Below are 13,738 nucleotides of genomic sequence, written 5' to 3'. Positions count from 1 at the left end.
AACTCAAACGATGTCCAGTGAAACAGCCAATAACACTCGGGGTTTGTGCTTGAACCATGTGGCAATGAATTGCCTGTTTTCTTACCTGCGCACAAACGCACAAGGCCGCCAATCCAGAAGATTGGCGGCCTTGTGTTCGAGCGGAATGATTCAATCCGAAGCGTTAACCGGATATCACGTCTCACGCAGTTGCTTACAACTGCGCTTGACGCTCAACACGACTTTCTCACGCCCCGGGTTTTTCACCGTACCAGCGCGGGGTGTAAACCCAGACGCCGCCGTCACCGCGCGGGAAGGTGCAGGTAGTCGAAGAACCAATCAACACCATGGTGCGCATATCCACTTGCTCGGGGGTTAAGGCGCCGAGTGTCGTGGTGCGCAGGGTCTGGCCCGGACGGCCGATGTCGCGACCCAACACCACGGGGGTTTCAGGTGCGCGATGCTGCGCGACAATCTCCAGCGCCCGGCCCAGTTGCCACGGACGCGCCCGGGAGATCGGGTTGTAGAACGCCAACGCCAGATCCGCTTCAGCGGCCAGATCCAGACGTTTTTCGATGATCGACCAAGGCTTGAGATTGTCCGACAGCGACATCACGCAGAAGTCATGGCCCAGTGGCGCCCCGGCCTGCGCGGCGGTGGCCAGCGAAGCGGAAACACCCGGGAGAATTTCCAGGTCGACGCTGTGCCACGCCGGGTCCGTCGACTCGTGCAAGGCTTCGAGCACCGCCGCCGCCATGGCGAACACGCCGGGATCACCCGAGGACACGACAATCACCGAGCGCCCTTCGGCAGCCAGCCGGAAGGCGTGACGGGCGCGCTGCATCTCTTCGCGGTTGTCGGTGCAGTGCTGCACTTGATCGTCGCGAAACGGCCCGGCCATGCGTACGTAGGTTTCGTAGCCGAGCACATCGGTGGCGCGGGCCAGTTCGGCCTTCACCGCTGGCACCATCAGTTCGGCAGCGCCGGGGCCGAGGCCGATCACGGCGAGACGGCCGCGTGGCCGGCCAATGCTGGAAACATCCAACGGCTGTTCGGCGACCGCGATTGCCATGCCGTGGCTGACCACAACTTTAGCCTCAGGCACTGCGGCACGTGCCAGAGTTTCGATGTCGCTTTGCGCCGCAACGAAGCGCAGCGGCACACCCAGCTCAAGCGCCGCTTCACGCAAAAGTGGCGAAGCCATTTGCGTCTCGCTGGCCAACAGACAGGCCAGCGACTGCACGGCGATTTTCGCCTGCTGCAACGCGCGGCGAACGGCATTCGCCAGGTCAGCTGTTTCGGCACTCACCGCCACCGCGACGCTGCGTGGATAGATCAGCAACTCACTGGCACTCGCCTCACGCGCGGCACTGCCGACATGAATCGAGCGCTGCGCCTGCGGATCTTCCGGCAATTGCGCCTGATCCAGCCACGGCGCCGCGCCTTCGATGCGCACGCTGTGACCGGCCAACAGGTCGGAGACAAAACACTTGCCCAGTTCCAGATCGCCCAGGGCATAACCGCTCGGAGGGTTGAGCAGGCACGTGCCAAAACGCAACTCGCCACTGGTGGTGATCGCGGCTGCGACTTGCAGCCCGGCAGCGATGTCGCGCGCCATGACATTCACCCCGCCAAGGCCACCCAACAGCGGCACCACGGCGCTGCCGTCTTCGGCCACGGCGAGTACCGCAGGCTCGGCGCCCTTTTCCAGCAACAGCGGCGCCAGCGTACGGATAACGATGCCGGCCGCGCACAGGGCAATGATCGGCGTGTCCTGCTGATACAGCGCACGCAGGGTCGCGCCGAACTCCTGATAGGTGCAATCGGCGCCTTCGACGCGCCCGGCGAGGCCGTGGATCTGCGCCGCCGGATAGACCTGCTGAATGCGCCGTGCGGTGGCCAGGCTACCCTGGCCGAGAATGACGATGGCTGGCGTAGATTGAGTCATCAGCCTTGCCACCGTTCGCCCGGCACAATGATCAGCGAGAAGTACGGCGACGACATCGGCTCGACCTGATCCATCGGCACGATCTTCTGATTGGCCATGGTCGCACGCTCGACATACAGCGCGCGTTCGGCCAGACCCAGTTCTTCGAGGACCTGACGCACTTTGGGGAAATTGCGCCCCAGCTTCATGATCACCGCCGCGTCGGCATCGGCCAGACGCCGCTTCAACTCTTCATGGGGCAACACGCCCGAGAGCACCGACAGGCTCTGATTGCGATACACCAGCGGCGCGCCGAGCACCGAAGCGCCACCCAGCATCGAGCACACGCCCGGCACCACTTGGGCTTCGTAACGGCTGGCGAGGCGATCGTGCAGGTACATGTAGGAGCCGTAGAAGAACGGATCACCTTCACAAATCACCGCCACATCGCGACCGGCATCCAGGTGTGCGGCGAGCGTCTCGGCGGCTTCGTCGTAGAAATCGCTGATGACCTGCTCATAGGACAGCGGCGCCGGCAGCGCTTCTGTGGTCACCGGATAGACCAACGGCAACAGGTTCTGCGCCTGTTGCAGATGCGCTTCGATGATGCCGAACGCGTTGCCCTTTTTGCCCTTGGCGACGAAGTACGCCACCACCGGCGATTCGCGCAGCAGGCGCAGGGCTTTGACGGTAATCAGCTCCGGATCCCCCGGGCCGACGCCCAGGCCAAGCAAACGTCCTTTGGCCTGCATCATTCGATCTCCGTGGCGAGGGCGTTAACGGCGGCGGCGGCCATGGCGCTGCCACCGAGGCGGCCTTGCATGATCACGAACGGCACGCCACGGCTGTCGGCGGCCAGGGCGGCTTTCGACTCGGCGGCACCGACGAAGCCGACCGGGAAGCCGAGGATCAGCGCCGGTTTCGGTGCGCCGGCGTCAAGCATTTCCAGCAGATAAAACAGTGCGGTCGGCGCGTTGCCGATTACCACGACGCTGCCTTCCAGATGCGGACGCCACAGCTCCAGTGCGGCGGCGGAACGGGTGTTGCCCAGCTCGCGCGCCAGCTCCGGCACGCTCTCGTCACGCAAGGTGCAGATCACTTCGTTGTTGGCCGGCAGGCGCGCACGTGTCACACCTTCGGAGACCATCCGCGCATCGCAGAGGATCGGCGCACCGGCGGCGAGCGCATCGCGCCCGGCCTTGCCCGCACCTTCGGAGAACTGCAGACCGTCGATGGCCTCGACCATGCCGCAGGCGTGAATCACCCGCACCGCGAGTTTTTCCAGATCGGCCGGGATGCGCGCCAGATTGGCCTCGCGGCGAATGATCGCGAAGGAGTTGCGATAAATCTCCTGACCATCGCGGATGTAATCAAGCATCAAAGGGACTCCGAGAGCGGGCGGCGAGCAGGGTCGCGGCCGCTTCAATAGTAAGGTTGCGTGCGTGCAGCGCGCCGAAACCCGGCAGCGTCGCATCGCGAAAATAGAGGTCGTAATGACCGGCACTGACGGCCAGCAACGTCGCCGGGGCACAGTGGGCGGCAGCGCAAGAGCGCGTGCAGCCACTGAGGTGGACGTTGAGGGCCGAGGGCAGCAACGTCGCCAGATGGCGGGCGTCCTGCTTGGTGTCGGCCAGGCCTTTGCCGCAGCCACTGGCACCGGTGCAAGCGATCAGGCGTGAGAGGGGCTCGGTAGCGCGGGTCAACAGGTTCAGTTGCTCAAGACCTTCCAGCACCTGAGCCGCATCACTTGCTTTGACGCCCGGCACCAGCAGGCTTTGCCAAGGCGTAAAACGCAGGCTGCCATTGCCGAACTGGCGGGCCAGTTGCGCAGCCCCGCGCAGCATCGCCGGATCGAGACGGCCCAGCGCCGGCACCGCACCGATATACACCTGACCCGCAGTGTTTTGCGGATGAACTCCGATGTGCAGATTGTCCGCCACGGCGGTGCGCTGCCAATCGCTGATCGGCTTGATCGGCAAACGTGCGCTCAGTTGTTGCAGAAACGCCGGCATCGGCAATTCATCGAGCAAATGACGCATGCGCGTCTGCTCGGGACGTGCCAACGCCAGGAACAACTCCAGCACCGCCACCACCAACGCATGGCCGTGCTCCAGCGCCACCGCTCCGACCGCGCGATCCGTCGGGCACCCGGCCAGGCCGAACGCCAGCCAGGTTTTACCGTCACGCGCGAACGCCGACAACCACAGGTCGTGGGGATGTTCGAGCATCGCCAGCGCTTCACCGCCATCCAGTTGCACGGCGAATTTGGCGCTCAGCTCGTGGAACCGTGGATGGCTTTGCAAAGTATCGAGGATCTGCCCGGCGAGGCCGCGCGTGTCGATCTGCATCTGCCGATCAATGCCGGCAGCGGGGCTGAGCATCAGGTTGCGCACATCGTCACCGGCCGCCGTGCGCGGGCCGAGACCGGCGGCGAGCAAGCGTTCGATCAGTGCCGCAGATTGCTCACCGATCCCGCGAATCTGCAGATTGGCACGGTTGGTCGCCTCGATCGCCGCGCCGAACTGTTCGGCGGCATCGGCCACCGCGTCGGCCTGATCGACGCTGATCGAACCGCCATTGAGCTTGATCCGGCAGATGCCGCCGTCCAGTGCCTGGACGATACGCAGTAACCCCGGGCAGGCCGAGGGGCGTAAGGCGGTGGACATCGGGCGTTCGTTCAAGGGGCTGACCGGCTGCGTGGGAAAGGCGCTTCGCGGGCGAAGGCGCGGTATTATGCCTGCTTTGTCCGCTGGCATGAAAAGACTGCCCGTCGGAACGGCGTGTTTAGAGGAATATAGATGTCACCCTGGCTGACGGTAGTGGGAATCGGTGAAGACGGCTTCAAGGGCCTGGGCAAAAACGCCCGGCGTGCCCTGCTGGGCGCCTCGCGGATCGTCGGTGGCCAGCGTCAACTGGATTTGCTGCCGGTGTGTATTCGCGGCGAACGCCAGTTGTGGCCGAGCCCGTTCTCCCTCGCACCGGTGCTGGAACAGCGTGGCGAAGCAGTTTGCGTATTGGCCAGCGGTGACCCGATGTTCTACGGCGTCGGTGCCAGCCTCGCCCGCCAGGTGCCAAGCGAAGAGATGCTGATCCTGCCCGCCCCGTCGTCCTGCGCGCTGGCCGCCGCCCGTCTCGGCTGGCCATTGCAGGAGGTGGTGACGCTGTCGCTGGTGGCCCGACCGCTGGCGGCGCTCAATGCGCAATTGTTCAGCGGCGTGCGCCTGTTGTTGCTGAGCAACGATGGCCAGAGCCCGGCAGCGGTGGCGCAATTGCTCGGCGAGCGCGGCTTCGGTTCGAGTCGCATGAGCGTGCTTGAGCATCTTGGCGGTGACGCCGAACGGCGCATCGACAGCACCGCCAATGCTTGGAATGCCGCGTCCGTGGCCGACCTCAATGTCATCGCCATCGAATGTCTGGCCGACGCACAGGCCCCGCGCCTTTCGCGTCTCGCCGGACTGCCGGATTCGGCCTTCCAGCACGACGGCCAGTTGACCAAACGCGACGTGCGCGCCATCACCCTCGCCCGCCTCGCCCCGACCCCCGGCGAATTGCTTTGGGATGTCGGCGCCGGCAGCGGTTCGATCGGTATCGAGTGGATGCGTACGCATCCGAGCTGCCGCGCCTTGGCCATCGAAGCCGATGATGGTCGCCAGCAATTGATCGAGCACAACCGCGATGCACTGGGCGTGCCCGGTTTGCAACTGATTCGTGGCAAGGCACCGCAGGCACTCGCGGGACTGGAACGCCCGGACGCCATCTTCATCGGCGGCGGCGTCACCCGTGAGGGCGTATTCGAAACCTGCTGGGAACAGCTCAAACCCGGTGGCCGTCTGGTCGCCAACGCGGTGACGCTGCAAAGCGAAATGGCCCTGATGAACTGGCGCGAACGCTTCGGCGGCGAGCTGACGCGTATCCATGTCGCCCAGGCGCAGCCGCTCGGCGAGTTCGACACCTGGCGCCAGGCACTGCCGATCACCCTGCTCGATCTGGTCAAACCCCTCGATGCGTGACGAAACCGCGGAACAACCCGCGCCCCTGCGCAGCGGCCTGACCACCGGTAGCTGTGCCACCGCGACCAGCCTGGCCGCCGCGCGCCTGTTGCTCAGCGGACTGGCGGCCGATGCGGTGCAGATTGTTTTGCCCAAAGGCAAACAGGTGCAGATGCGTCTGGAGTTCTGCCGCTTGACCGATGATGGCGCCGAGGCCGGGACGATCAAGGATGCTGGCGACGACCCCGACGTGACTCACGGCGCGTTGCTCTATTCGCGTGTTCGGCTGCTGAGTGAACCGGGGATTCGTTTCAATGCCGGCGCCGGCGTGGGCACCGTAACGCGGCCGGGACTGGTGCTGGGTGTCGGCGAGCCGGCAATCAACCCGGTGCCACGCAAGATGATCAGTGATCACCTGACACTGCTTGCCACCGAAACCGGTTATGCCGGCGGCTTCGACGTCACGGTCAACGTCGAGGGCGGCGAAGCGCTGGCGCTGAAAACCATGAATCCACGGCTGGGCATTCTTGGCGGTTTGTCGATCCTCGGCACCAGCGGCATCGTCCGGCCATTTTCCTGCGCGGCTTACATCGCCTCGATCCACCAAGGCATCGATGTGGCGAAAACCAATGGTTATCTGCACATCGCCGCGTGCACCGGCAATGCCAGCGAAGACACCATGCGCCGGGTCTACAACCTGCCGGAAATCGCCCTGATCGAAATGGGTGACTTCGTCGGCGCGGTGCTCAAGCATCTGCGCAAAGTGCCTGTGGATAAACTCAGCCTGTGCGGCGGCTTCGGCAAGATCAGCAAACTGGCCGCCGGGCACATGGACCTGCACTCGCGGCATTCGAGCATCGACCTGCCGCAACTGGCTGACTGGGCCGCGGCGATTGGCGCCGACGAGGCATTGCAGCAAGGCATTCGTGAGGCCAATACCAGTCAGCAGGCGCTGACCATGGCCAGTGCGGCGGGGGTTGGCCTCGGTGATGAGGTCTGCCGCCATGCCTTGAATTTCGCTCGCAGCGTGGTGCCCGCGCAGGTGCAGGTCGAGGTGTTTGCAATTGATCGTCAGGGCGGGATTGTCGGGCATGCCGGAGGTTTTGCATGAAGCGGATTTTGCTGCTCGGCGGCGTCACTGAGGCACTGGCGATTGCCCGCACGCTTGGGCCAGAACATATCTACAGCCTCGCCGGTGTTGGTCGGGTGCCGACGGATCTGACCTGTCAGGTCCGCGTCGGTGGTTACGGTGGCGCTGAGGGTCTGGCGCAATTCATTCGTGACGCAGGCATCGAGCTGTTGCTCGACGCCACGCATCCCTATGCCGCACAGATCAGCCAGAACGCCGCGACCGCCGCGCGACTGACCGACATCCCCTGCTGGGCGCTGCGCCGTCCGGCCTGGCAGCCGCAGCCCGGTGATGACTGGCGCGAAGTCAGCGACTGGGCCGAGTTGATCACCGCCCTCAAACCGTTTCGCCGCCCGCTGTTCACCCTCGGCCGCGAACCGCTGCAGCACCTCAATGAAATCCCTCAGGACCAGTTCTGGACTCTGCGCGCCCTCGACGTCTACCCGGGCAATGAACGCTGCGAAGTGATCGGCGCGCGGGGGCCGTTTCTGCTGGAGGATGAGCGCGCACTGTTCGAACGGCGGCAGATCGATGTGTTGATCAGCAAGAACAGCGGCAGCACCGCCACCGAGCCGAAGCTGGAAGTGGCGCGCGAGCGTGGGCTGCCGGTGATTGTGTTGAAGCGACCGGGGTTGCCGGGGGTTGATCGGGAGTTTCGATCAGCATCTGAAGTCCTTGAAGCCCTGACGTCGTAAGACTTTTCATCATTTCGTATTTATCTGTGAATTTACCTGCAAATTTTGAGGACGCAGCCGACTGTTCTTCACTACACCCTCACTCCAATACTTCGGTTCCTTTAATCCCTACAAGCAGCCAGCCGAGAAAAGCGGCTTGCCAGCTTGTATCCCAAGGAATACGATCCCGACATGATCGCTTTTGAACGATCCCGCATATTTTCCGAATGGCTCGACTCCTTGAAAGACATCAAAGGGAAAGGCCGAATCATCTCCAGAATTAAAACAGCCGAAAATGGCAACTTCGGTGATTGCGGGTTCGTCGGTGACACTGTTTATGAAATGCGTGTTCATTACGGCCCTGGTTACAGGATGTACTTCACACGCAAAGGCGAAGTGATTTATCTGCTGCTGATCGGGGGCGACAAATCGACACAAAAAAGAGATATCAAACGCGCCGTGCAGATGGCTCATAACATCGGAAATGAGGAGTAAATCATGAGCGAAGAATTCGCCCGTTTTGACGCCGCCGAGTACCTCAAAACTCCCGAGGACATGGCGGCGTATCTGGATGCCTGTTTTGACGACGATGAAGGCGACGGCGTCCTTATCCGTGCAGCGCTCAATGACATCGCCCGGGCTCAAGGCATGACACAAGTGGCGCGGGATGCAGGTTTGGGCCGCGAAAGTCTTTATAAAGCGCTGAGTAGCACTGGCAATCCCGAATTCGCAACTATCATGAAAGTCATGAAGGCTCTGGGTTTGCGATTGCATGCCGTAACACTGTGAAAGCGCTGCGACACCAAACCGCACGACGCTTTTTTACTTATCGGCCCTGATCAGGCTAAATAGCCGCGCCTGATCGCCCACCCAATGGATCTGTCCCATGAACCGACACCGGCTAGCAATTGCCTGGATCGCCTGCTTTGCAGTGCTGTTCAACATGCTCGCCATGCCGATGACGGGAGCGATGGCGCAGGCGGCCAATTCACCGGCCGAACAGTTGCTCTGGAGCAGTTTCTGCACCGGCAGCGGGACCAAGATGGTGGCGATCAACATCGGCACCACCGATCAAAAGGCTCCGAGCAACGACAATCATTCGAACATGCAGCATTGCTGGTGTTGCTCAGGCTCGGCGCCACTGGTCGCGTTGCCGGGGCATTCGCCGCAGCTGTATTTCGCCCGCTACGAAAGCAACCGCAGCGTGGCGCCAGCCTCTCTGCAAACACCCACTCCGCGCCAGCAATGGCCGAGTCTCAATCCCCGCGCTTCCCCTCTAGTTTGATTTGTTCGCGCAATTGACCTGCGTTTCAAATCGTTCTGGAGAACTGCCATGTTGAACAAACTCATCATCGTCGCTGCGCTGCTGTTGCCGGCGTGCTTTGCCCATGCCCACGAATACAAGGCCGGCGAGCTGGAAATCGCTCATCCGTGGTCGCAGGAACTGCCGCCGAATGCACCGACCGTTGCTGCCTATTTCATCATTCACAACGCAGGCAAGACTGATGATCGCCTGCTCAGCGTGAAAACGCCGATTGCTGAGGAAGCGCAACTGCACGAGCACGTCATGCAGGGCGATCTGATGAAGATGCAGCAAGTGAAGAGCGTGGCCATTCCGGCCGGTGGCAACGTGACGTTTGCGCCGATGGCCTATCACGTGATGCTGCTTAACCCGACCGATCGCAGCCTGCTCAGCGACGGCAAGCGCTTCGCGCTGACACTGCATTTCGAGAAGGCTGGTGACGTCACCGTCGAAGTCTCGGTGCAGAAGAAGCCGCCGGAAACCACGCAGGCCCACGCGCACGCCCAGTAAGCCTTCCGGCAGACTCCGCCCATGCGCCCGCTGAGCGTCAGGCCGCCAATGCAACGCCGTCAGACTCAACACCTGACTCGCGGCAGCTGGATTGCCCTGTTCGCCATGTTGATGATCTTCATCGGCCCACTGATTTCTCAGTCGATGCCGATGGATCAACACGCCTCGACATCGATGCCGATGAGCATGGATATGTCGATGGACATGTCGATGGACATGCCGGGCATGGATCACGCGGGCCATGATGCAAAACCGAGCGCCGAACACTGCCCACCGCAATCCTCGCACCACGTGCTGTGGGAAAAATGTGGCTATTGCAGCCTGCTGTTCAACTGCCCGGCGCTGACTGGGGGCGGTGATTTCGTCGCCTTCAACATCGCGCCGCTGAACACCTTCACCCCGCCCTCCCCGCGCCTGGGCCACGCCCGGCAGACCTTCTTCCCCGGCGCCCGCAGTCGCGCCCCGCCCATCGCAGCGTAAACACGCACCTTTGATTGCACACGGTTGAGAAGACAGCCTCAGGCTGCCGGCCGTGTCGTTTACGACTGTTTGATGGAAATTGTCATGTCCAGGTTTTCTGCTGTTCCACGCTCGGGCGTTGCCCCGGCGTCCTTCGCTCTGAACGAATCGCGGGTTCGTTTCAGGCACGCTACCGCCGTCCTTTGCGGCGTCCTGCTGTCACCGCTGGTACTGGCCGATGATCACACCGGCCACCAGGAAGAACTGAGCCCGACGGTGATTACCGCGATCGCCCCGAGCTCACCGCTGACCATCGTCACCAACCCCAAAGACCCGCGCCAACCGGTGCCGGCCAGTGATGGCGGCGATTATCTGAAGACCATTCCGGGCTTTGCGCTGGTGCGCAATGGCGGCACCAACGGCGATCCGGTGCTGCGCGGCATGTTCGGTTCGCGCCTGAACATCCTCACCAACGGCAGCATGATGCTCGGCGCCTGCCCCGGCCGAATGGACGCGCCGACTTCGTATATCTCGCCGGAAACCTACGACAAACTCACCGTGATCAAAGGCCCGCAAACCGTGCTTTACGGCCCCGGCGCGTCGGCGGGTACGGTGCTGTTCGATCGTGAGCCAGAGAGCTTCGGCGAACTCGGCACCCGCGTGAACGCAAGCATTCTGGCCGGCTCCCACGGACGTTTTGACAAGGTTGTCGACGCCGCTGCCGGCGGCCCGTTGGGCTACGTGCGCGTGATCGGCAACACCGCGCATTCCGACGATTACCGCGATGGCAACAACGACATCGTCGCCTCACGCTACGACAAGTGGAACGGCGACATCGCAGTGGGCTGGACCCCGGACGCCGATACCCTGATCGAACTCACCGCCGGCAAGGGCGACGGCGAAGCGCGCTATGCCGGACGCGGCATGGACGGCTCGCAATTCCTGCGCGAAAGCCTCGGCCTGCGTTTCGAAAAATCCAACATCACTGACGTGCTGGAGAAACTCGAAGCGCAGGTCTACTACAACTACGCCGACCACGTGATGGACAACTACACCCTGCGCACGCCGTCCGGCACCGGAATGATGTCGGGGCCAATGGCGTCCAACGTCGACCGACGCACCCTCGGCGCACGGATCAAGGCCACCTGGCGCTGGGCTGACTTTCAGCTGATCACCGGCCTCGACGCGCAGACCAACGAACACCGCCAGCGCAGCGGCATGGGCATCGATACCTACAAGGATCAGCCCTACACCAAAGACGCCGATTTCCATAACTACGGCGTGTTCAGCGAAATGACCTGGTACGCCGCCGACCGTGATCGGCTGATCAGCGGCGCCCGCATCGACCGCGCCTCGGCCAAGGATTATCGACAGGCCACTGGCTCGGGAATGATGACTCGCCCCAACCCGACCGCCGACGATACCCGCGCCGACACCCTACCCAGCGGGTTCATCCGCTACGAGCATGACCTCGCCGACAGTCCGACCACGCTCTATGCGGGCCTCGGTCACGCGCAACGCTTCCCGGATTACTGGGAGCTGTTTTCGCCCAAATCCGGCCCGGCAGGATCGGTCAACGCGTTCGATTCGATCAAACCGGAAAAGACCACTCAGTTCGACTTTGGCGTGAACTACAAGAGCGCCGAACTTGAAGCCTGGGCTTCGGGTTATATCGGCGTGGTGCGCGATTACATCCTCTTTGATTACACCCCGGGAATGATGGGCATGAGCACCTCGCGCGCCGAGAACATTGACGCGCGAATCATGGGCGGTGAACTCGGTGCCGCGTACAGACTCACCGACCACTGGAAAGCCGATGCGACCCTGGCCTACGCCTGGGGCAAGAACAGCAGTGACGGCAAGGCTCTGCCGCAGATGCCGCCGCTGGATGCGCGTTTCGGCCTGACCTATACCGAAGACAACTGGAGCGCCGGTGCACTGTGGAGGGTGGTTGCCGCGCAAAATCGTATCGATCAGAACAAGGGCAACGTGGTCGGCAAGGATTACGACAAGAGTTCCGGCTTCGGCGTGTTCTCACTCAACGGTGCCTACCGGATCAACAAGAACTGGAAGGTCAGCAGCGGCGTCGACAACCTGTTCGGCAAGGCTTACGCCGAACACCTGAACCTGGCGGGCAACGCCGGATTCGGCTACCCGGCCAATGACCCGCAAGCGATCAATGAACCGGGGCGCACGCTCTGGACCAAGGTCGACATGAGTTTCTAACAAGAAAAGTCAAAAGATCGCAGGCTTCGCCAGCTCCTACATGGGAGCGCATACACCCTGTAGGAGCTGCCGAAGGCTGCGATCTCTTGATCTAAAAAATTCGCCAAGCGGAGCACACGTGATGAAACAGCCCAAACCGAATTTCTACAACCTGGCCTGGCGTTGGCATTTTTACGCCGGTCTCTTCGTCGCCCCGTTCATGGTGATGCTGGCCCTGACCGGCATCATTTATCTGTTCAAACCGCAGCTCGATTCGCTGATGTACAGCAGCTTGCTCAATGTCCCCGCCGGCCATCACACCGTCCCGGCCGAGGACTTGCTGCAACGGGTGAAAAGCGCTTATCCACAAGGCCAGATCACCCAGTATCTGCCGCCGGTGAACGCCGAGCGCAGCGCACAGTTTGTGGTGAAGAACGCCGGCCACGAACTCAACGTATTCGTCGATCCATACCACGGCGATATCCTCGGCGAACAGGATGCCAAACAGAACCTGCAAGCCATCGCCCGCGCCATCCACGGTGAATTGATGATTGGCACCGTCGGTGATCGGCTCATCGAAATGGCCGCCGGGTGGGGCGTGGTGCTGGTGGTGTCGGGACTTTTTCTGTGGTGGCCACGCGGTCAGGCCGCGGGGATTTTGTGGCCACGGCTGAACAGTCGCGGCCGCGTATTGTGGCGTGATCTGCACGCGGTCACCGGGTTCTGGGGTGCAACACTGTTGCTGGTGATGTTGCTCAGTGGCATGACCTGGACCGGTTTCTGGGGCAAGCAATACGCCCAGGTGTGGAACGTCTTTCCAGCGGCGATGTGGGACAACGTGCCGACCTCCGATGTCGAGGCGCGCAGCCTTAACAGCGCCACCCGCCAGACCGTGCCATGGGCGATGGAAAACACGCCGATGCCAATGTCCGGCGACCACGCCGAACACATGAACCACGGCGCCAGCAACGCCGGCCCCGCAGCACCCGCCATCCGCCTGCAAGACGTACAAAACATTGCTACCCAACGCAAGGTCGAGCCGGGCTACAGCATCACCCTGCCGACCACCGCCACCGGTGTGTTCACCATCGCTGTGTTCGCCGATGACCCGCGCAACGATGCGACCCTGCATGTCGATCAGTACACCGGCAAGGTCCTCGCCGATGTGCGTTTCGAACATTACGGCACTGTGGCGCGGGCCACGGAAATCGGCGTGATGCTCCACGAAGGCAAGATGTTCGGCACCTTCAACCAGATCGTCGTGCTGCTGATCTGCCTGATGATTCTGCTCAGTGCCGTCAGCGGGGTGGTGATCTGGTGGAAGCGCCGGCCACAGGGCAAATTCGGCGTACCGCCGCTGCGTCATGACTTGCCGAAATGGAAAACCGGCGTGGTAATCATGTTGGCGCTGGCAGTGGTGTTCCCGTTGGTGGGGGCTTCGCTGGTGGTCGTCTGGTTGCTGGATCGATTGCTGCTATCGCGCTTTGACCGGCAACCTGAGTCTGCCTCGACGTAAATCCGACTCAATGTGGAGTGGCCGCCGACGGCGGCACACTCCTGCCG

14 protein-coding genes are annotated in these 13,738 nt (G+C 62.4%); 10 read left to right on the top strand and 4 right to left on the bottom strand.

Going from position 1 to position 13,738, the window contains the following annotated elements:
* Window positions 1–226: 226 nt before the first annotated feature.
* From cobJ to cobG, 4 genes are read right to left on the bottom strand one after another with little or no spacing between them, the layout of a single operon-like run.
* Window positions 227–1,927, bottom strand: coding sequence for a precorrin-3B C(17)-methyltransferase (gene cobJ / locus LOY43_RS03055; RefSeq protein ID WP_258709177.1), 1,701 nt, complete (start codon window positions 1,925–1,927; stop codon window positions 227–229).
* Window positions 1,927–2,661: a precorrin-2 C(20)-methyltransferase gene (locus LOY43_RS03050; RefSeq protein WP_407082799.1), complete on the bottom strand. Its 735-nt coding sequence runs from the start codon at window positions 2,659–2,661 to the stop codon at window positions 1,927–1,929. The genes cobJ and LOY43_RS03050 overlap by 1 nt, the downstream gene beginning before the upstream one ends.
* The gene (locus tag LOY43_RS03045) at window positions 2,658–3,284 is read right to left on the bottom strand and encodes a precorrin-8X methylmutase (RefSeq protein WP_093430238.1); all 627 of its coding nucleotides are present in this window, start codon (window positions 3,282–3,284) and stop codon (window positions 2,658–2,660) included. Before LOY43_RS03045 ends, LOY43_RS03050 begins: the two co-directional genes overlap by 4 nt.
* The gene (gene cobG / locus LOY43_RS03040) at window positions 3,277–4,572 is read right to left on the bottom strand and encodes a precorrin-3B synthase (protein ID WP_305885173.1); all 1,296 of its coding nucleotides are present in this window, start codon (window positions 4,570–4,572) and stop codon (window positions 3,277–3,279) included. Before cobG ends, LOY43_RS03045 begins: the two co-directional genes overlap by 8 nt.
* Window positions 4,573–4,704: 132 nt before the next feature.
* Between cobG and cbiE the strand changes: the two genes are divergently transcribed.
* The 10 genes from cbiE to LOY43_RS02990 all read left to right on the top strand — a co-directional run bounded on the left by cbiE (window position 4,705) and on the right by LOY43_RS02990 (window position 13,691).
* Window positions 4,705–5,916 carry a precorrin-6y C5,15-methyltransferase (decarboxylating) subunit CbiE gene (gene cbiE, locus LOY43_RS03035; protein WP_095126116.1) on the top strand — a complete coding sequence of 404 codons (1,212 nt, stop codon included), beginning with the start codon at window positions 4,705–4,707 and terminating at the stop codon, window positions 5,914–5,916.
* A complete protein-coding gene (locus LOY43_RS03030; RefSeq protein ID WP_258709176.1) occupies window positions 5,909–7,006 on the top strand; it encodes a cobalt-precorrin-5B (C(1))-methyltransferase in 1,098 nt (365 codons plus the stop codon). Before cbiE ends, LOY43_RS03030 begins: the two co-directional genes overlap by 8 nt.
* Window positions 7,003–7,719: a cobalt-precorrin-6A reductase gene (locus LOY43_RS03025; RefSeq protein WP_258709175.1), complete on the top strand. Its 717-nt coding sequence runs from the start codon at window positions 7,003–7,005 to the stop codon at window positions 7,717–7,719. Before LOY43_RS03030 ends, LOY43_RS03025 begins: the two co-directional genes overlap by 4 nt.
* Before the next feature lie 171 nt (window positions 7,720–7,890).
* On the top strand, window positions 7,891–8,193 hold the full coding sequence (locus LOY43_RS03020) for a type II toxin-antitoxin system RelE/ParE family toxin (protein ID WP_122606498.1): 303 nt from the start codon (window positions 7,891–7,893) through the stop codon (window positions 8,191–8,193).
* Window positions 8,194–8,196: 3 nt separating this feature from the next.
* Window positions 8,197–8,487 (top strand): addiction module antidote protein, encoded by a 291-nt coding sequence (locus LOY43_RS03015; RefSeq protein ID WP_077570750.1) that lies wholly within the window; start codon window positions 8,197–8,199, stop codon window positions 8,485–8,487.
* A gap of 97 nt (window positions 8,488–8,584) precedes the next feature.
* The gene (locus tag LOY43_RS03010; protein ID WP_122599673.1) at window positions 8,585–8,983 is read left to right on the top strand and encodes a DUF2946 domain-containing protein; all 399 of its coding nucleotides are present in this window, start codon (window positions 8,585–8,587) and stop codon (window positions 8,981–8,983) included.
* A gap of 48 nt (window positions 8,984–9,031) precedes the next feature.
* Window positions 9,032–9,511, top strand: coding sequence for a copper chaperone PCu(A)C (locus tag LOY43_RS03005; protein WP_258709174.1), 480 nt, complete (start codon window positions 9,032–9,034; stop codon window positions 9,509–9,511).
* A gap of 21 nt (window positions 9,512–9,532) precedes the next feature.
* On the top strand, window positions 9,533–9,991 hold the full coding sequence (locus LOY43_RS03000; protein WP_258709173.1) for a DUF2946 domain-containing protein: 459 nt from the start codon (window positions 9,533–9,535) through the stop codon (window positions 9,989–9,991).
* Between the two features lie 84 nt (window positions 9,992–10,075).
* The gene (locus LOY43_RS02995) at window positions 10,076–12,196 is read left to right on the top strand and encodes a TonB-dependent copper receptor (RefSeq protein ID WP_258709172.1); all 2,121 of its coding nucleotides are present in this window, start codon (window positions 10,076–10,078) and stop codon (window positions 12,194–12,196) included.
* Window positions 12,197–12,317: 121 nt separating this feature from the next.
* Complete coding sequence (locus tag LOY43_RS02990; protein ID WP_095047341.1) at window positions 12,318–13,691, top strand: PepSY domain-containing protein; 1,374 nt, start codon at window positions 12,318–12,320, stop codon at window positions 13,689–13,691.
* Window positions 13,692–13,738: the final 47 nt, after the last annotated feature.

Origin of the sequence: Pseudomonas sp. B21-041, assembly GCF_024748675.1 — a bacterium.
In the GTDB taxonomy this organism is placed as follows: domain Bacteria; phylum Pseudomonadota; class Gammaproteobacteria; order Pseudomonadales; family Pseudomonadaceae; genus Aquipseudomonas; species Aquipseudomonas neuropathica.
This window is presented reverse-complemented; position numbering and strand designations above follow the sequence as displayed.